At 53.2% G+C, this 17,763-nt stretch carries 16 protein-coding genes and 1 pseudogene; 9 read left to right on the top strand and 8 right to left on the bottom strand.

Translation table 11 applies throughout. From position 1 onward, the window contains the following. Positions 1-58: 58 nt before the first annotated feature. Complete coding sequence (locus tag ACWHXD_RS08400; RefSeq protein ID WP_110601872.1) at positions 59-769, top strand: aquaporin; 711 nt, start codon at positions 59-61, stop codon at positions 767-769. 140 nt (positions 770-909) lie between these two features. Beyond that, the gene (locus tag ACWHXD_RS08395) at positions 910-1,455 is read left to right on the top strand and encodes an arsinothricin resistance N-acetyltransferase ArsN1 family B (protein ID WP_110601868.1); all 546 of its coding nucleotides are present in this window, start codon (positions 910-912) and stop codon (positions 1,453-1,455) included. Between the two features lie 446 nt (positions 1,456-1,901). Here ACWHXD_RS08395 and ACWHXD_RS08390 read toward each other — a convergent pair whose 3' ends face one another. Beyond that, positions 1,902-2,330 (bottom strand): hypothetical protein, encoded by a 429-nt coding sequence (locus tag ACWHXD_RS08390; RefSeq protein WP_110601866.1) that lies wholly within the window; start codon positions 2,328-2,330, stop codon positions 1,902-1,904. A gap of 15 nt (positions 2,331-2,345) precedes the next feature. Between ACWHXD_RS08390 and ACWHXD_RS08385 the strand changes: the two genes are divergently transcribed. Both ACWHXD_RS08385 and ACWHXD_RS08380 read left to right on the top strand, forming a co-directional pair. Continuing rightward, positions 2,346-2,711 (top strand): helix-turn-helix domain-containing protein, encoded by a 366-nt coding sequence (locus ACWHXD_RS08385; RefSeq protein ID WP_318271080.1) that lies wholly within the window; start codon positions 2,346-2,348, stop codon positions 2,709-2,711. Between the two features lie 94 nt (positions 2,712-2,805). Continuing rightward, on the top strand, positions 2,806-4,617 hold the full coding sequence (locus tag ACWHXD_RS08380; protein WP_499083794.1) for a DUF7380 domain-containing protein: 1,812 nt from the start codon (positions 2,806-2,808) through the stop codon (positions 4,615-4,617). A gap of 219 nt (positions 4,618-4,836) precedes the next feature. On the opposite strand, the gene ACWHXD_RS08375 is transcribed toward ACWHXD_RS08380, so the two are convergent. Then, a protein-coding gene (locus tag ACWHXD_RS08375; protein ID WP_370467938.1) for an IS3 family transposase occupies positions 4,837-6,056 on the bottom strand; the annotation gives its coding sequence in 2 pieces (ribosomal slippage) (positions 4,837-5,711 and positions 5,711-6,056; 1,221 coding nt in all). A 147-nt stretch (positions 6,057-6,203) separates the two neighbouring features. Between ACWHXD_RS08375 and istA the strand changes: the two genes are divergently transcribed. Then, a complete protein-coding gene (gene istA / locus ACWHXD_RS08370; RefSeq protein WP_081273177.1) occupies positions 6,204-7,724 on the top strand; it encodes an IS21 family transposase in 1,521 nt (506 codons plus the stop codon). Further along, positions 7,721-8,461, top strand: a complete 741-nt coding sequence (gene istB, locus ACWHXD_RS08365; protein WP_064491510.1) for an IS21-like element helper ATPase IstB — start codon at positions 7,721-7,723, stop codon at positions 8,459-8,461. The genes istA and istB overlap by 4 nt, the downstream gene beginning before the upstream one ends. Positions 8,462-8,655: 194 nt before the next feature. On the opposite strand, the gene ACWHXD_RS08360 is transcribed toward istB, so the two are convergent. Genes ACWHXD_RS08360 through ACWHXD_RS08345 form a run of 4 tightly spaced genes read right to left on the bottom strand, consistent with a single transcriptional unit; the run spans position 8,656 to position 14,296 of the window. Next, positions 8,656-9,204, bottom strand: coding sequence for a hypothetical protein (locus ACWHXD_RS08360; RefSeq protein ID WP_499083793.1), 549 nt, complete (start codon positions 9,202-9,204; stop codon positions 8,656-8,658). Next, positions 9,179-11,212, bottom strand: coding sequence for a site-specific integrase (locus ACWHXD_RS08355; RefSeq protein WP_110601859.1), 2,034 nt, complete (start codon positions 11,210-11,212; stop codon positions 9,179-9,181). Before ACWHXD_RS08355 ends, ACWHXD_RS08360 begins: the two co-directional genes overlap by 26 nt. Further along, a complete protein-coding gene (locus ACWHXD_RS08350; RefSeq protein ID WP_146225339.1) occupies positions 11,212-13,155 on the bottom strand; it encodes a hypothetical protein in 1,944 nt (647 codons plus the stop codon). Before ACWHXD_RS08350 ends, ACWHXD_RS08355 begins: the two co-directional genes overlap by 1 nt. Before the next feature lie 37 nt (positions 13,156-13,192). Further along, positions 13,193-14,296 carry a site-specific integrase gene (locus ACWHXD_RS08345; protein ID WP_499083791.1) on the bottom strand — a complete coding sequence of 368 codons (1,104 nt, stop codon included), beginning with the start codon at positions 14,294-14,296 and terminating at the stop codon, positions 13,193-13,195. 362 nt (positions 14,297-14,658) lie between these two features. Between ACWHXD_RS08345 and ACWHXD_RS08340 the strand changes: the two are divergent. From ACWHXD_RS08340 to ACWHXD_RS08330, 3 genes and pseudogenes are all read left to right on the top strand, one after another. Next, positions 14,659-14,802, top strand: a pseudogene (locus ACWHXD_RS08340) (HNH endonuclease family protein); the annotation flags it as partial. Between the two features lie 160 nt (positions 14,803-14,962). Then, the gene (locus tag ACWHXD_RS08335; protein ID WP_003189607.1) at positions 14,963-15,430 is read left to right on the top strand and encodes an RNA methyltransferase; all 468 of its coding nucleotides are present in this window, start codon (positions 14,963-14,965) and stop codon (positions 15,428-15,430) included. A 67-nt stretch (positions 15,431-15,497) separates the two neighbouring features. Beyond that, the gene (locus ACWHXD_RS08330) at positions 15,498-15,848 is read left to right on the top strand and encodes a YgaP family membrane protein (RefSeq protein WP_032892871.1); all 351 of its coding nucleotides are present in this window, start codon (positions 15,498-15,500) and stop codon (positions 15,846-15,848) included. Between the two features lie 130 nt (positions 15,849-15,978). Here ACWHXD_RS08330 and ACWHXD_RS08325 read toward each other — a convergent pair whose 3' ends face one another. Beyond that, complete coding sequence (locus tag ACWHXD_RS08325; protein WP_138762179.1) at positions 15,979-17,199, bottom strand: hypothetical protein; 1,221 nt, start codon at positions 17,197-17,199, stop codon at positions 15,979-15,981. A gap of 13 nt (positions 17,200-17,212) precedes the next feature. After that, positions 17,213-17,662, bottom strand: coding sequence for a YcgN family cysteine cluster protein (locus tag ACWHXD_RS08320; protein ID WP_003172524.1), 450 nt, complete (start codon positions 17,660-17,662; stop codon positions 17,213-17,215). Positions 17,663-17,763: the final 101 nt, after the last annotated feature.

Here is a 17,763-nt window from a genome sequence, read left to right as displayed (position 1 = left end):
GCTACGAGCCAGCTCAGTAGCCGCTACCCCTAAAATCTCTCCTCATAGAGCCTATCCAATGAGTACTTCACGGAAGATCTTGGCTGAGTTTCTCGGTACAGCAGTTCTGCTATGCACCGTAGTTGGTTCTGGAATCATGGGTCAGCGCCTGGCGAACGGTAACGATGCGCTAGCGCTTCTTGCCAATGCGCTGGCAACTGGCGCGAGCTTGTATGTACTGATCGTGTGCTTCTCCACTTTTTCCGGTGCGCACTTCAATCCGGTGGTCTCTGTAATCGATTATTTGCGCGGAGGACTGAGCAGTAAGCAACTGGGCCCCTACGTGGTGGCTCAAACAACGGGTGCAATCTTCGGAGTATTCGCTGCGCATTTCATGTTCGAGCTGCCTGTGGTCGAGTTCTCCCATCATGTTCGCACCGGGCCGTCGCAGTGGTTCAGTGAGTACCTGGCAACGTCGGGATTGGTGCTGACAATTCTGCTGTGCGATAAATATCACAAAGAAAAAGTGCCTCAGGTGGTTGCCGCGTATGTTGTCGCAGCCTACTGGTTCACGTCCTCTACGAGCTTTGCGAATCCGGCGGTGACGATTGCTCGCGGGTTCACCGATACGTTCTCGGGGATACGGATATCAGATGTAGCGCCGTTTATCATTGCGCAGTTTTTCGGTGGGCTAACGGCACTGTTCCTGGCGAAGGTTCTCGGTGGCAAAGACGTCGTCGTAGATATCCCGCAGCCTAGTCTCCACGAACAGAAGCTCCCAATTCACTGAACGGTGCTTTCTGCGGTACGTGGATGCGGTGAGCCCGTTTGAAGGAAGGTTCACGGTTCTATCGCGACATTCTGAAGGGCTGGGCCTTGCATGGGTCAGCCCTTCAAACACAACTCTTCACAGGGGCAGCAAGAAAAAATATGAATTACAACGTGAGGGTTGCCACACCCGCTGATGCCTCTGCCATCCAGGCTATCTACGCGCCAATGGTTTTGGACACGGTCATCTCGTTTGAGCTGATACCACCGACTGTTGATGAGATGGCCGCACGAATAGCCGCAACACTGCCGACGTTTCCCTATCTGGTAGCAGAGGTGGAAGACAAGGTCGTTGGATACGCTTATGCAAGTCAGCATCGAGCAAGGGAAGCTTATCGCTGGTCGGTAGACGTCACCGTCTATATCGACCCAGCCGTACACCGAAAAGGAATTGGTCGTGCACTTTATCAGCGACTTCTACCGCTCCTCGAGAAACAGGGGTTTCATGCAGCCTATGCCGGCATCGCCTTACCCAACCCGGGAAGCATAGGTATTCATGAAACGCTCGGTTTCACTCACATTGGCACTTACCCTGAGGTTGGGTTCAAACACGACCAATGGCATAGCGTGGGCTACTGGCGCAAACCGCTTTGTGCCGTCACGCCACCTAACGAGATCATCCCGTTCAGCGAAGTAAAAGGCGAGTAGAAATAAAGATGGAGATTCCCGACTCCTGTTTTCAGCGTATGCGTTGGGATGGATCGCTGGGATTTAAATCGGGCACACATAAAGAATTGCGGTCGCCTGATGCATGGAGGCGACCATAGCTTTGACAACCTTTATGTATTGCAGGCATTACTCGAAAACCACCCTAAACAGTACCTTGTTAACCACTTTTTTTCATTGTTAACCACTGTGGTTTACAGCGAAAAAAAATGGTTAACAAGACGCGTAAAAGCCAAGCTCCATGCGGGGCCCGGCAACTTATCCTTCTAGAGCTTGGCTATTTCCTCTGCCACTTGGGTCGCGACAAAGTGAGTCGGAGTAGGCATCGAGCAAAAGTCTCCTTGTCTCTGTATGGTGCGAAATTTCCTACCTAACCAATAATCATTTATCCGTCAGAGGCTGCCATAAAGCTAACCACGATTCTTGCGTCACACTGCCGTGGCTAAGCGGTAAATCACTTTAAAATTGCCATCCCGTGTGATAGGAGCAACGTCTGGAAAATATAAGACCCTGCCATCCTTAAGGGAGAGTCTTGCAGATCCTTCCTCAAGATTTTGAGCTACCTCTAACAGAACATCCATTTCCCAGCACTGATGTCCATTCAGCCACGCAGGTGATACGAGCTGAAGCGACTCCAGCCGCGTCTCGTCTTGCCGCTGCGCCACCAAATGAATGAGTGTCGGCAATGAGTCGATAAAAACCACATGGCGGGTCTCGAAGCCTTCATCGCACCTGATCATGGTGGCGTGATACCAAGGCGAGATCTGCGGCTTCAACATGACGTGCCAAGCACGCTGACCTGGCTCAAGCAACGATGCGAGACCTTTGACTTCCGCCTTGCTATCGGAAATGAACATACAAAACGCCTCAAAATGAACAGTATACTGTGTAGCGATATACTATTCAAAACGGCTTCATCGTTCCTTTTGCGGATTGAGCAAATGGAACTGAAAAAGGCTTTCGGTAAAGTGTTCCGATGGTGCCGGACTAGAAACGCACTCAGCCAAGAGGATTTCTCCGACGTCAGTGGGCGTACCTACATCAGCACCTTGGAACGCGGAATTCATTCTCCAACGATCGAGAGACTAGAGGCCTTGGCGCCCATTTTGAACATCCATCCCATAACATTGCTGGTGTGCACATACGCAGAGCGGGATGGCGTCTCCCCAGACACGTTGTTGCAAAAAGTTCGCGAAGAGATCGAAATCATGGCTCCCCCTTGGTCTACCCCAAGATAAGGGACACGAGGGTATGCCCCATGAGACCCAAAGCGACTCACCATGCCCTCTAACTACCGTAAATTTTTTCGACAGACTTACATGGAGACAACGCATGCCTTTAAATTGGCAACTCATCACGGAAGAGACCCTGTCATCTCTCGACTTGGACAGTCTGCTACAGGGCTTCACGGACTTAGACTGCCTCAGTTTTCAAAGCGTAATTTCCCGCCTGGAAAAGGAAGATGGTCGGTGGAGCCCTGCTCAACTGGAAGGATTGCGCTTCATTGGTGCCTCGCTGTCTATGATGCTTCACGCAGATCAGCCTTCTGAGCCTTTTGGCCCAATGTTTGTTATGGGCGGTCGTCGCAGCGCCATTCCGACAGATTTCCCAAAAGACAATCTACGAGAACTGTTAGCCTGGGCACTGACTCTTAAAGACCCCGAGATTCGAGCAAGATTGTTGGATCTGATATGGATTCAAGCTCGCTCATTTCCTGCCGCTCTGGGCGCTATAGACGCGTATCTTGAGTCGGCGTTAAGACTTGAAAGCCCAACTGATTGGTCGAAATGCCTTGAGCGCTTGGAGCGATCATTGCGCCTATCAGCAGGTCTGGGTAAAGGCGGAGCCGAGCTGCGGCTAAAAGTGCTAAACGAAATGGAGGCGATGCTGCATCGGCACAAAGGAAAGGATCCTCTTTATCTAACATTGCGCCTCACACGACTACTGCTGGAATTCAAACATGGTGAGCCGAGGCAGTACGCCGAGTACGCTCATGTGGCAGCAACTATCGCTGATGCAGAAAAAAATTACTGGCGCGCGAAAGACTATTATCAACTGGCAGCGGATTGCCTTCGCGCTGCAGGTGATGTGGAGGGAGAAAGTGCCGCACTCAGAGATTCAGCAGAGTCTTTAGTTAAAGAGTCTGACCTAGCGCGAATACAGACTGGACGTGGAGCCATGACCGCTGCGTCAATTTTGTCTGATGCAGTAGAAGCCATGCGCCAAGCCCCTGGTGGGCGTGAACGTGCAACAGAGTTGCATGATCATCTGCTGAAACTGCAGAAAGAGTCGTTGGATGATTTTAAGCCGATTTCGACCAGCATCGATCTTACCAAGATGGTTATAAATGCCAGGGCGGCGGTCCGTAATAAAAGCTTGCATGACGCTGTCATCACCTTGATTCGCATGGCACAGCCTCCATCAATTGAAAAACTGATCCGGGACGTCAAAGATCAGGCGCGCGTCTCAATATTGGGCAGTATGATTTCTAGCGAGGTCGTTAACTCTCGCGGTCGAGTGGTCGCTCGTGCTCCTGGCCTTGATGACGCAGCTGATGATCCCAAGCATGACGGGCTTCGTTGGAGGATGTTTAGCACGGCCCGATTGGGGAGAGGTCTTACAGTACAGGGCGCCTTGGACCCCGCTCGAACTGAGATACTGGCTGCGCACTTTCCGGATCGGATCGATATATTAGGCTTGATTCAGCATAGTCCTTGGATCCCGCCAGGACATTTGGAAAGCGTTCTACGTGCTTTAGTGGCAGGTTTTCACGGGGATATGCTCGTTGCTTCGCATCTTGTGATACCACAACTCGAAGCAATCATTCGTCATGTTGTGGAGTCGATGGGCGGTGCCACGTCCATGCTAGAACCTGGTGGCGTGCAGCCAGAGAGGCCATTAGGTGTACTTCTAGAAACACCCCAAGCGCTTCAAGTCTTCGGCGCAGATGGCATATTCGAGCTTCAAGGTTTACTCGTTGATCCTCTCGGCACGAATTTACGTAACGAAGTAGCACATGGGCTGATTGATGATGAAGGCCTTTTTGGCACAGACGCCCTATTCGCATGGTGGCTACTGCTGAGATATTGCGTGATGACATCGAAAATTGTGCAGCGAGAGTCTAGCGCCTCAGCTTCTACCTAAAAAAGATGAGGTAAATGGCATGCCACAAAGCTAGTGATATCAAATAGGAAAGGGCTACTTATTCTCCATCATGGACTTCAAGAATAGGATCTCTGACACTTTGAACGCTAAAAAGGCTGAGAGGGAGGGAAATGCGGAGGCGCGACCGCATTTCCAGCTATTAAAGAGATATCGGACGAGGTTGGACTTGCCCCTACAAAACCGGACACCAACTCCCCGTCAAATTGATGCTGCTGCCAAGCGCCTGAACTCCCTCGGTGAGCGATAGTTCAAGGCGCTGTGCGGATGCTGCTCGTTGTAATGCTCGAAGGCAATTGCCAGGTTGCGCAGCGCCGTTTCTCGATCCGGCTTGGGCATGTGCGCAACGTAGTCACGTTTGATCGTCTTCACGAAGCTCTCGGCCATGCCGTTGCTCTGCGGGCTGCGCACCGGGGTGGTCACCGGCTGCAAACCGATCTGTCGAGCAAACAGGCGTGTCTGTTCGGCGGTGTACGCCGAGCCGTTGTCGCTTAGCCATTGAACCGGCGTTGCAGGCAGTTGATCACCGAAGCGTTTCTCTACGCTCTCCAGCATCAAGTCGCGGATGTCATCGCCGCTGTACCCGGTCGGACTCGCGACCCAGCCGATGGCTTCGCGGTCACAGCAATCCAGGGCGAAGGTCACGCTCAGTTTGGCGCCGTCCTCACAGCGGAACTCAAAGCCGTCCGAGCACCAACGCGTATCACTGGTTTGCACCGCAATACGACCCTCGTGCCGACGCGGCACGCCGGGCTGTTTGATGCGCCGCGCCAACAGCAGGTCGTGATCGCGCATGACCCGGTAAACCCGTTTCACATTGATCGCCGGCAGCGACTGGGTTTCACGGGCACGACGCAGCAATCCCCAAACACGACGGTAGCCATAGCTGGGCAGTTCGCTGATCTGTTGCTGGATTTCAACCACCAGATCAGCATCGTCCACAGGCCTGCGGCGCCGTACTTTGAGCGATACCGATTGCTTGATTCGAACCGTTAATTGCGAGCGCGCCACACCGAGACATTCGCTGACCAGCTTCACTGGTCGTCCCCCGGCAACAAGGGTGAGTGCGCAATCCATTTTCGCGACCGGGCGATCTCCACGGCCTCTTTGAGGATTTCTGCTTCCATCGTTTTCTTGCCCAGCATCCGTTGCAGTTCACGGATCTGCTTGAGCGCATCGCTCAGCTCCGAGGCGGGCACAACGGCTTCACCGGCACTGACCGCCGACAGACTGCCGTCCTGATATAACTTGCGCCATAGGAACAGCTGGTTGGCATTGATGCCGTTGCGTCGAGCGACCACCGAAACGCTTTGCCCTGGCTCAAGACTCTCGCGAACCATGGCCAGTTTTTGCTCCGGGCTCCAGCGGCGGCGCCGCTCCTGGCCCAAAAGCTCCCCACTCTTGTCGTTGCTATTAGTCATAAACATAACCGTTTGTGTTAATGGCCAATTAAACTGACCCACCTCTGGCCAACAATTTTGACCCACCCATAGTGGCATTGGCCACCGACCATGTAGCGTCACCCGCCTTATGCACAGGCCGGGGACAGATCATTGAAGGAGTGGGTTGTGATTCACAAGATCAAGGGGTTGTATGACCAGGGCCGAGGCCTGTCGGTCCGTGCCATCAGTCGTGAGCTGGGGATTTCCCGGAACACCGTACGCAAGTATCTCCACCTGGATGAGATGCAGATCAGCGCTACCATTGCTGACCCTTCACGCACCAAGGTGCTCGACGAGCACCGCGATTATCTGATTAATCAGTTGGGTCAGTTTCCAGCCCTGAGCGCAGTCAAGCTGGCCCGTCGCCTGAGGGAGCGCACCACCGAGCTGGCGGTGTCAGACCGGAGCATTCGCCGCTATGTGCAAGCGCTCAAGCAGCAGGTTGCCAGTGGCCAGTTGCGCTATTACGAGCCGGTCGTTGAGTCAGTGCCTGGCGTGCAGTGTCAGGTCGACCCCGGTGAGCTGCGAGGCGTCATGATTGGCGGCCTGGAGCGTGTCGTTCATTTTGTGGTGTTTGTGCTGTCCTGTTCACGGCTGATGTATGTCGGTCTGAACTTCCGGCCGCTGGATACCGAACGGTTTATCCAGATGCACGACGAGGCCTTCCGCTACTTCGGCGGCGTCACCGAGGAGTGCATCTACGATCAGACCAAGATGGTGGTGATCAACGAGCAGTACCGTGAGCTGACGCTGAACCAGCGCTTCCACCAGTATGCGACTACCGTCGGGTACCGCATCCATGCCTGCGAGGGCTATGACCCGGAGAGCAAGGGCAAGGTGGAGGCCGGGGTCAAGTACGTCAAGCGTGACTGCTTCTACGGCGAGCACTTCCAGGACGAGGCCGCCGTCCGACAGCACCTGAATGATTGGCTCGAGACTGTCGCCAACGCACGCGTGCACGGCACGACGGGGCAGCATCCAAGAGCGCATTTCGAGGCACTGGAGCGTAGTCAGCTCAAGCCCTATCTCGTCCCGCAGAACCTGCTGCACGTGGCGCCGACAAGGGAGACCCGCAAGGTCGACAAGACCGGCTTGATCTCATGGCAGGCCAACAAGTACTCGGTACCCATGGCCTGGCAGCAAGCCCGTGTCGGTGTCAGCGCACAGGACAACCAGTTGCTGATCCATGACCTGGAGAGCGGTGAACTCATAGCCACCCATGACCTGTGCAAGGCCAAGGGCCGGATGATCAAGAACAACAACCATTACCGAGACCATGCCCAGCGCATTACCGACCTGGAGCGCGGCATCGACTCGATCCTGCCCGATGCCCTTGGGGCAACCCTGTGCCAACTGCTCAAGCGTACTTCGCCGCGTATCTACAAGGATCAGCTGGTTGCTGCACGCGACCTGCTCATGGCCCATGCGCCGGTTGATACGGCGTTGCTCGGCGAGTTGTGCGAGCGCAGTGAACTGACCGCCACCGGGCTCAAGCGCTACCTCGAAGCATGGCAGCAAGCCAAGGCGCGGGGCCGGATCATCGGCGACCATGACTATGCGCCAGAGGCCGGTAGCCAGGTTAGTCACGCCGACCTGAACGCTTATGCCCGCATTGGCCAGTCGACTGGCCACGGGGTGACCCAATGAGCCTGCTCGACAGCACTATCGCGCAGTACCGAAGCCTGCGCCTCAGCGCGACCGCGGGTGAGCTGGCCACCCTGCTGGCCAGAGCCGAAGCCAATGAACTGTCCTACCTGAGCTTCGCCCAGTCACTGGTCGAGCATGAGCTTAACGCCCGCTCCAGTAGCCGCGTAAGCCGCAACCTCAAGCAGGCGCAGTTCCCCTCGGAGAAGCATCTGGAGGCCTTCGATTACCGGCACCAGACCACCATCACCAAGCGCCAGGTCAGCACCTTGCTGGACTTCAGCTTTATCGACAACCGCGACAACCTGGTGTTCATCGGACCACCGGGTGTGGGCAAGACCCACTTGGCCATTGGGATTGGCCACAAGGCGGTTCAGGCGGGCTACAAGGTGCTGTTCCGCACGGCTCTGGCGTTGGTCGAGGATCTGGAGCTGGCGGAAATGAAGGGCGAGCTGAAGAAGCGCCTTAATCAGCTGAGCAAATACGACGTGCTGATCATCGATGAGCTGGGCTACCTGCCGATGACGCGCCAAGCCCGGTACAACCTGTTCCAGTTAATCAACAACCTGTACGAGTACCGCTCGGTCATCCTGACCACCAACAAGGACTTCACCAGCTGGGGCGAGTTCTTCCATGACGACAACGTGGCCGTGCCCATCATCGACCGCGTGATCCACCATTCACACATCTTTATGCTGGGAGGTGAGAGCTATCGTTTGAAGCAGAAAACCGGCGGTTAGCGGTGAGCAAGTGGGTCAATTCTATTGGCCAAAAGTGGGTCAAAATTAATGGCCATTGACACGTTTGCCTATCCCTTATCGTAAGGGGGAAACGGTGTCCTGTCTTTCATGGGGTTCGTTCAGAGGTGTTGAGAATCACTCCTACGCCCCCCGAGCCGCTATAATTTTAGCGTATGCGCGACTCCCTATACCGCCTACTCCTGGTCAAGAGTCTTAACGGTACCTTTCCTGCATTCCGAAATTAACACTACTGTCTTATCAGACAACTGCACTCGCAGCATGAGCAACTCTTCTTCGAGCTGAGTTATTTTTAGCAGCGCCTCCTCCAACTTCGCATCTCGAGATACAATTTCAATGGCATAAATCTCGTTATAAGATCTAGCCAAATCAGTATACCTTTCTTTCCAATCATCAATTTTGCATGTAACCTTACGCCGGACAGTCTTGGACCCTTTAACCAGCTGTTCCTCCAGTGTTTCTAGCCACTCTTTTAATATGACCCTACTGGTTAATTTATGAACTTCGCCCTGCAATGTAATCTTGTGTATTCCAGCGCGACGACAAACCTCTGCCATTGATAGCCTGCCCTTGTTGAAGGGGTAGATGCCATCATTACTTTCTAATTCAAGTTCAATAGCCGCCATAGCTTTATGGAGCTTTACGCTGACTGCATCTGAACGAGACTTAGCATGCGCAATTAAAGAACAATCGACGATATCATTTTTTGACTTGGATTTGACCATACGCCTCCACTAGCGGATGCGACCGCCATTTCTTCTCTACTTGTGGCCACCGATGGAGCCAATTTTTTAATTGGCCCGCCCACAGTGAAACAATCATGTCCTCCTCATCATCTATTGCCTTTTGCAAGTTCATAATAATTTCCGCAACAGCATCATCACACTTTTCTTGATGGGCGGCAGTTAGCAACTGGAATGGGCATCCGCTTTGGCAATATGCAGGATTAGTTCTTCCCTGACCCTTGGCACACAACCCACCGCTGCCAGTCGGCAGTGTGCAATACACTCCCGGGGAAACCATAATCCACGATCGCCCATCAAATGTTTCCCGCGCAGCAAATTCATAAGCATCCTGAGGCTCAAACTCCGATTTACCTAAGAGCTGTAAAAAGTTTGACTTCCGATTTCGTAGCTGTTCACCAACTGCACCACCTAAATTTTCCGAATCATTGATGACATCCACAGCCATCAGAATTACCAGTTCTTTCTGAACTTTTAATACCTCACGCGCAATCCCTTCATCACTGAGAATATAACTGCGAATAGTCATATCTAAATCCTCATGACCAAAGCAGTCCATAAGAATTATTGGCGAGTTGACCAATGATAGAGCAACGATACGTGCAAGAGTTTTTCGAAAACGGTGGACATGCACGCGACTTGAGTTATCTAGGAATTGCCTGACATCAATCTTGGATGCGTAATCATCAATAAACCGGGTTAGCAGCAGATGCTTTTCCCCCATTAAACCGCGTCCAAAAGTCCGAGTATGAACCCACAGATGATCTCCGCACACACCCGCTCGCTGTTTTACAAGCTGAGCAAGACGGATCTGCTGCAGCAGAGCGTCAACAACCAGCTCAGGCGCACAAAAATCTCTTTGTCGCCCTCCGAAATCGTTTACAAACTTATAAGTTTTCGCAACAATTCTATGCCCAATACCAGAAACTTCTTCAAGACAATTTACTGTAAACCCACATACCTCTGACGCCCTAGGACCACTTGCTAAGCATATCGGAAAAAGATGAGCACCCTGAAGTACGGATAATAAACCCCACGCGTCAGCAAAGGTTTTCGGGGGCCACGCCAGGTAAGGTAATTTTTCACTGAGAACCATACCTCTGTTTTTTGTTTCCTTCACCAAGAGATCCAACTCTAAAGACTCTATTGGTGAGCCATCTTTACTTAACCAACTCCAACCGGAAATCACCGCATCGCGTGCCTCTGCGATAGCAAGCTGCTGATTTCTCGGATGTAGATCTCCACCATCCTGTCGTTTCCTGACGGGTACCAGCATCGCTTCCTCCAATGCCGCAAGCAAAGTAGGTCCTAACAATCGAATAATTCGAATTGATCTCCACCCGCATTCGCTTGTGAATTTATCAGGAAGCGGAAGCCAGGCTTCGCTCTTTTGGCATTTCTGGTCGGGCACAGCCTCGTTATAACGATTACGCTCTACCGCTCTTCCTTCAACCTGCGGTTCCTCCCGCAAACAGTCAGATATGTAGCCCCTTTCCTTAAACCTCCTAAGCGTATCAACAATGGAGTTCCCTATCGAACTCATATTGGAAAGCTCCCTACTGGCAGCGTTACTCCAAAACATCGTGGCGCTGTAGGGCTGTTCAACTATTTTTCTTGCAAGCCTAATCAGCAAGTGCAGCTCAGACATTATTGTGGAGGGCTTTGCGATGACCCGTGCGCCCGGCATAATGGATCTTACTATTCCGTAGCGGATGATTTCAGTCCATGCCTGCGATATATTTAATTCATCGAAAGCCGAATCACTAGTTATTTGTTCGATCGAACAACTGCGCCGCGACAAACCTCGCAACTGTCCATCAGGCATAAATTCTGGAGGGAACTCCCACTTCCCCCACGAACCTCCAGCTCCGAGAGCATACTGAACGTCAAGCAGATCCCGAACTCCCATATTGAGAAGGTCATCAGCTGTCAATTTTTCATTGAGAGCGTCACGGCGGCTCTCGTATAAAGGCGAGACAAAGCCACCCATTAGTGCACTCCCGCTGCCGCAATCAATATCCGGTGCTCCCCAAGATTAATCTTATGCCTCCACTGTGATACAGCCTGCGTCACCTCCGGTTCAGGCCACTGCTTCAGAGTAGCTTGAATCATTTCCATATCTATACTATCCGACGACTCATACCAGCGAACGTCTCCGACGTTACCTCTTTTCCACTCCAGTTCAGCCAGACACTTAGCCAAGTGAGATAAACTATCCTTAAACACTACTCCTCTAGGGCAACTAGCACACCTCTGACCTTGGGCGCAGACGGCTGTCCCGTCCCTTGGATGGAGCGGGTCTATCGACTCCGGAGGATTCAAAGGAGTTGTACAACCCATTCCGCTGTAAGTCCGGTTCTTTCGATATGCCGCTAATCTAGCAATTTGCTCTTCTGTTACATTTATACCGTCCACTGACGCCCGCAATAGAGCAAAGTCGATGACACGATGCACCTCAATCTGCTCAAATACCGTAGTCATTAGATTATTCAAATCTTTTTCCGACTCCTTACGCCAAGCTAGAGATCGAAGGTATCTTCTAGTGGTGTTAACACTTTTATGCCCCAGCGCTATCTGAGTTAGAAAAACAGAGTAACCACCTGTCCTATGAGCAACTTCAGCGAAAACATCCCGAAAATCAGACGGCCTAAATACAGGAAGTTTATCTATCGCATCTTTATTATAGGCACGAACAAGATCTGATAAAAACCCTCGCATACGACTCAAGTTCTCATCACTAAGAACCCTTATTGTCGTAGAATCATTAATTGACAACCAAGGAGACCTAACGGCTAATTCAGGGAATTTACTACGACCCGCATCAAACTTTAATTTTTCTCGAAGAGGCGCGGTTCGATGTAACAATTTCTGGATTATTTGAAAGCAGTGGGATGTACTTTTTACAGGAGAGATAGTATCTTGCCATTCTCTCCCTCGTGCTTTATAACTATGAATCCATACGTAGTCCTCACCATACTTACGAAACCACGTTTGTTCGCTTGAACAATCTAGAGCAAATACAGTAGTAGGATTCCACCCAGTTCTTGCCATAAACAACAATGCCAGGCAATAAATATCTTGCCCAGTGGGATATAGACCAGGCAACAAGTCATTTTCAACATTAATAGCTTGGCCTGCTCTTGGTTGGCCGAGCTGTTTTTTTGGCCACCAGCGTGGTAAAGTTTTGCCAAATCCCACTATCTTAGCAACTGTACTCATAACTGGCGCGGGCTCGCCACTAACTTTTATTACCTCCCTATACGTTGCGTGGATGTCAGCTTCGGTGACATTCCTGGCTATTAGTTCTCCCCTTGATAATCCTACAAGCGATTTTCCTTGCTCTGCCATTGAATCGGCATCATCCCACCTTTTCCAGATAGCATGTGCCTTCCGCGTTAATAGTTTGATCATCGTAACCCCCTCCGCTCTGGAGGGCGTATCAACACGACGTATCCTGTTAGGATTTTTAGCCGCAGGCCAATGTAAAGGCATCAGTCCTGCTGAGCGCCGGCTCATTTGAAGTATTAGAAGTACGGATCTATATTTTTCCGGTCGAACGGCGCACCAACTACCATCAGCAGGTCTCAACCACCGCAGTCCGTGGATTGTTTCAATCATAGCGATGCCATCGACTTTTCGGATACCATCTGCTTCCTTCAGATACCTTTCAAAAGCATCTAAAAAGCGCCAGAAAGATCGAAGTTCGTGGAGAAGGCCACTAATCGCCTGGGGACGCCTAGTTACAGCAACAACCTTAATTGCTGCAAATATATCTTCAGCCAGGCCTGGACGCCCGCTAAATCCCCCCGCCCAGTTCCCGTTTCTTTTAGATTTCGCACTTTCGCCCCCTAACCACAACTCTCCAAAATCAACGCACGCCGACGCCGAAACATAGTCTTTATGCTCACTTCTTATTAAAAAACGAGACTCCATAATCACCGCCTCGGCGAACTGCATCAATCAATAGAATTTACTCATCACATTCTTTTTGCCAAATCAGAACTGGATGAACAAATCTTGACAACAAGCGTTCGCGAGCTGCTGCCAGATAAATCATCGTAGTCTTTTCGTCTATATGGCCCAGCAGAGGGCTCAATATGATCTGAACTTGGCCCGCCATGAGCCCATGAAGCCATCCTGCGCTAGGAATTTCAGGAATTTTAGCGACATCAATAAGACTCTGCGTATAATCCACAATAGTGTTTACAGCAAATTCATGCCGAGCTCTGTGAGGGCTCCATTTCCACGGACCACATTCAACAGATGACCATGCCTGACGAACCCATCCTGCGGTAATCGGGCGTCCGCGCTTACCTATCCAGAACTGATCGGTCCTAGCGAGTTTTTTTCTGCGATCTCGATCTATCCGACTTTTTCCGCTAGTGATCCACCTCAATATTAGAGTCGCACGACCTTCTCTTTTGTAGTTATCCATCCGATCAGCAAGCTCAATCGGTATATATATCTGCCGAGGTGTAACACTCTCTTGGCTTCCGCGGAAAACTTTGGGGCCTTTAATACCCATACAGATCGTGCACGGCACCTCACCAGCGGCGACCCAATCATCTCGCCATGAATTTTTATCTTCCCCAAAAGTTTTCCCTGGCAGATCATTAGCTCTCAATCCAGTACCTTCACTGATCCTTACACCAGTCTTAATGAGGAACTCAGCAAAAAGCGACATTACTTCGCCATGACGAATTTTTAAAAGTGTTTTCCACTTCGATAGTGCCTTCTCTGTCGGTAGGGATAATCTAATTCTCTCTGGAGGAAGCGCCGCCACTCGCACAGATCCTAGATTATTTCGCCGCCGTAATTTTTGATTTTGACTTCCTCTTAGGCTGACGAGAGCATCAAAACTCTCTCTGTAGCCTCGCTCAGCCGCCCAAATTAGGAAGTAACAAGCCTCTGCAACTCTAGCGTTTACTGTTTCGTTGGAAAGCCGTTTTTGACTACGCGAAGCAGAGCCATCAAGCATCCCCACCTGCCACTTGTCTATCAAATCATCTTGGTAAGTAACTTCACGCCAAGCGTTGGAATTTTTTTCCTTATTGCACCACAGGAGAAACTCCATCAGCCGACGAGCCATCGCGTCAAGGCTATTAATCGTTAGGCTTCTGTTAAAACGAAAGCGCTCTTCCCCGTATCCAACTTTGGGCCTCCACTCAAGACAGGCCCTCTCTCTCAAGTAGCGATTCGCTTCAACTGGGTAACATCCATCGTCAGCTATTAGAAAAGGCACATACGCAAGCTTTGGATACCCAAGCGTATGCATTCTGTCGGGGGCTGGAAAAATTACTCGCATGGAAAATCCTCCAGGGCACATCCTCAGAGGCTAGTTCACTCAGGTGACCTGTCAACGACAACCAGCTCAGAGTTTAAAAGTGAAGATCAACAAAGACGGAGTCACATACCAAATATGTGCACTGTCAGAAATGCCTGTACTGCCACGATAACGAACACTCGCGCTACACCGACCAGCAGTACTTCGGCGAAGGCTCCACCAGCAGCCCGAGCATTGCCAAGGCGACGCACAACCCGTTTGCGGCGTTGGCGGGGTTGATGAAGAAGGACGACTGAAGCTTTTCTTTGCCTGTTCCGGCCTCATCGCAGGCAAGCCAGCTCCCACAGGAGGAATGCATGTCCCTGTGGGTGCCGGGCTTGCCCGCGATGACGATCGCCCAAGCACTGCATTCCCCCAGGCCGTATAATCGCCGTTTTTCTCAAGGCACCCTTCCCCGTGGGCAATAAACGCTACAGCTGCATCGGTCTGTATAACCCCAAATCCCCCGAAAACGTCGGTTCGGTGATGCGCGCCGCCGGCTGCTACGGCGTGGCCTCGGTGTTCTACACCGGCGTGCGTTACGAGCGCGCCCGGGATTTCATCACCGACACCAAGAAGGTGCACCACGACATCCCGCTGATCGGCATCGACGACCTGAAAAAGATCCTGCCCCTTGGCTGCATCCCGGTGGCCGTGGAACTGGTCGAAGGCGCCCGCCCGTTGCCTGAATACACCCACCCGGACCGCGCGCTGTATATCTTCGGCCCCGAAGACGGCTCCCTGGACAAAGAGATCCGCGACTGGTGCGAGGACGTGGTGTACATCCCCACCACCGGCTGCATGAACCTGGCGGCCACGGTCAACGTGGTGCTCTATGACCGCCTGGCCAAGGGCAACAACACCCGTTCGGGGCCCAAGTACTGAGATTGCGGGAACATCCGGCACGTGCGCGCAGTCAGCTAGTAACACTTGCCCTTGTTGGAGACTGATCATGAGCGACAGCAAAACCTTGCGACCTGTCATCGAAGCCACACCGTTGAAGCCTCAACCCACCCAGAACGTGCATGGCTGGGAGCGCATCGGCTCGGTGGCCGGCGGTGCGATGATGGTGGGTAAAGGCCTGCGCCGCGGCGGGATTTTCGGCTTGATCCAGGTGGCGATTGGTGGCGTGGCACTGGCCCGTGGCTTTACCGGGCACAGTTCGCTCAAGGACAAACTGGAGCAGGGCCGCCAGGAAATGAACAGCGTGCGCACGAAAATCGAGCGCGCTGGGGAAGAGTTGAAGAACCTGAAGACCAAGGCCGAAGTGGCGGCGGAAAAGGCTGTGAAACCTAAAGCCTGATCCCTGCCTTCAAGACTGTGAAGATCTAAATTGTGGGAGCGGGCTTGCTCGCGAAGGCGGTGTGTCAGTCACGGATAGGCCTACTGAACCACCGCCTTCGCGAGCAAGCCCGCTCCCACAGTTTTGTTGCTCAGCGCAGTAATTTGGAATCCAGCACCACCGACGACTCACCGATCACACTCTCGGCCAACTGCACGAACTCTTGGGTGTTGATGCTGTTCACCCGCATCACTGCCTGCGCCAGATCGTCCAGGGAGCGTTTGTTGTGGGTCTTCACGCGGATCTCACGGTCCAGCTCCTGCAATACCACCACCGAACGCGCCAGCGTCGCGCCGTTGACGTGCTCGCCTTTGAGCGTGGTGACGTCTTTGCCTTCCTTGGTCAGCCGCGCCTGAATCGCCGCATAGCGTTCATCGGTGATGCCGCCGGCACGTCGCATCAGTTCAATCGCGTAGTACTCGCCCAAACCTTCGCTGATCCAGTCACTGCTGTCGTGGTCATTAAAGCGCCCGATGGCCTGCACCACTTCGCGCAGCAACGGGCTGCTGCCATTTTCGCCAACGAGCGGCGTGCGGCTATTGAGGTAGATCGAGTCGCGTAACGAATAAGCCCCTCGCCGCATCGGGTCACTGGCGCCGACGATCAACAGTTTGCCGGGATGGCGCGGGAACGCGGCTTCCACCTGGGGCCAGACAAACGTCAGCAACGTCAGCACGTCCATGCGGCGCATGCCCTGGCCCTTGGGCGAGGCCACGGTGACGTCGGTTTCACCCAGGCGCAGGCGGCGGCTGCCGAGGTTGCCCGCCAGCATCCAGCCGGTGGGACGGTCGAACAGGCGGGACACGTTGTCGATGCGGAATTTGTTCTGGCCGATGCGCGGCCAGGCCGTTTCGACGCTCTTCCAACCCGTCGGCAGTTCGAACAGCAGGCGTGAGACCAACTCGACGCCGTCTTGCTGGTCCAGACGTGCGGCCGGCACCAAGTCTTCGCCGCGCAGCAACGCCCAGCTGGGCGTGATGCGTGTGTCATACACGCCGGGCTTGCGCGCATGGGCCAAGCGCACCCGGTAGCTCAGGCTGGCCTTGTCGGCGCTGGGTTGCCACAGGCCACGGTTGCCGGTGATCTGCCACTGGCCATCGGCCTTGAAGTCGCTGTAGTCACCGTCGCGGCCCAGGTCGAAGTTCAGGCTGCGCACCGCCGCGCCCTGGGACAGGCTGACGCGCACCTCGGCCTGCTGGCTTTGGGGCAACAGCTTGATGTGGTAATCCAGGTCGACTTTCTTCGCGCACCAGCCCGGCCCGCTCAGCGCCAGCACGACCAGGCCCGCTGCCCACTTGGCGGCCACCTTCATACACACTCCTCGTTCAGCCTGCGCGGAAAATCAGGTAATCCTCCCAGTCGTCCTCGGGCACGCTGCCTTCGCTGAGCATGCGCCCGGACTGGGAAATGCGTTCGTGGTGCACCGCGTCACGGTCGCCGCAGACCAAGTGATGCCACAGCGGTAAGTCCTTGCGCTCGCTGACCAGGCGGTAACCGCAGGTCGGCGGCAACCATTTGAATTGGTCGGCCTGGCCCGGCGTGAGCTGGATGCAGTCGGGTACCGAGGCGCGGCGGTTGGGGTAATCGGTGCACTGGCAGGTTTTCAAGTCGAGCAGTTTGCAGGCAATACGCGTGTAATAGACGCTGTTGTCGTCTTCATCCTCAAGCTTTTGCAGGCAGCACAGGCCACAGCCGTCGCACAATGACTCCCACTCCTCTTGGTCGAGGTGCTCAAGGGTTTTGCGTATCCAGAAAGGTTCGACTTTGGCGGCCATGGCTCTGCATCAGTATCGGAAGGTGAAAAGGCCGCCAGTCTAGTGCCCAAGCCCGTTGGGGCCAAGCGCTTACGACTGACGGTGTTGCAAGGCTTGTCAGG

The sequence above is a fragment of the Pseudomonas fjordensis genome (assembly GCF_976987115.1).
Note: the sequence above shows the minus strand (reverse complement) of the source record. Positions and strands in the feature narration are given on the sequence as shown.

Coding starts and splice junctions, on each gene's coding strand:
- istB (WP_064491510.1), top strand. CDS start 7,721: ATGAGCCTGCTCGACAGCACTATCGCGCAGTACCGAAGCCTGCGCCTC.
- ACWHXD_RS08345 (WP_499083791.1), bottom strand. CDS start 14,296: ATGGAGTTTCTCCTGTGGTGCAATAAGGAAAAAAATTCCAACGCTTGG.
- ACWHXD_RS08350 (WP_146225339.1), bottom strand. CDS start 13,155: ATGGAGTCTCGTTTTTTAATAAGAAGTGAGCATAAAGACTATGTTTCG.
- ACWHXD_RS08355 (WP_110601859.1), bottom strand. CDS start 11,212: ATGGGTGGCTTTGTCTCGCCTTTATACGAGAGCCGCCGTGACGCTCTC.
- ACWHXD_RS08330 (WP_032892871.1), top strand. CDS start 15,498: ATGAGCGACAGCAAAACCTTGCGACCTGTCATCGAAGCCACACCGTTG.
- ACWHXD_RS08400 (WP_110601872.1), top strand. CDS start 59: ATGAGTACTTCACGGAAGATCTTGGCTGAGTTTCTCGGTACAGCAGTT.
- ACWHXD_RS08385 (WP_318271080.1), top strand. CDS start 2,346: ATGAACAGTATACTGTGTAGCGATATACTATTCAAAACGGCTTCATCG.
- ACWHXD_RS08320 (WP_003172524.1), bottom strand. CDS start 17,662: ATGGCCGCCAAAGTCGAACCTTTCTGGATACGCAAAACCCTTGAGCAC.
- ACWHXD_RS08395 (WP_110601868.1), top strand. CDS start 910: ATGAATTACAACGTGAGGGTTGCCACACCCGCTGATGCCTCTGCCATC.
- ACWHXD_RS08325 (WP_138762179.1), bottom strand. CDS start 17,199: ATGAAGGTGGCCGCCAAGTGGGCAGCGGGCCTGGTCGTGCTGGCGCTG.
- ACWHXD_RS08390 (WP_110601866.1), bottom strand. CDS start 2,330: ATGTTCATTTCCGATAGCAAGGCGGAAGTCAAAGGTCTCGCATCGTTG.
- ACWHXD_RS08380 (WP_499083794.1), top strand. CDS start 2,806: ATGCCTTTAAATTGGCAACTCATCACGGAAGAGACCCTGTCATCTCTC.
- ACWHXD_RS08360 (WP_499083793.1), bottom strand. CDS start 9,204: ATGGTCAAATCCAAGTCAAAAAATGATATCGTCGATTGTTCTTTAATT.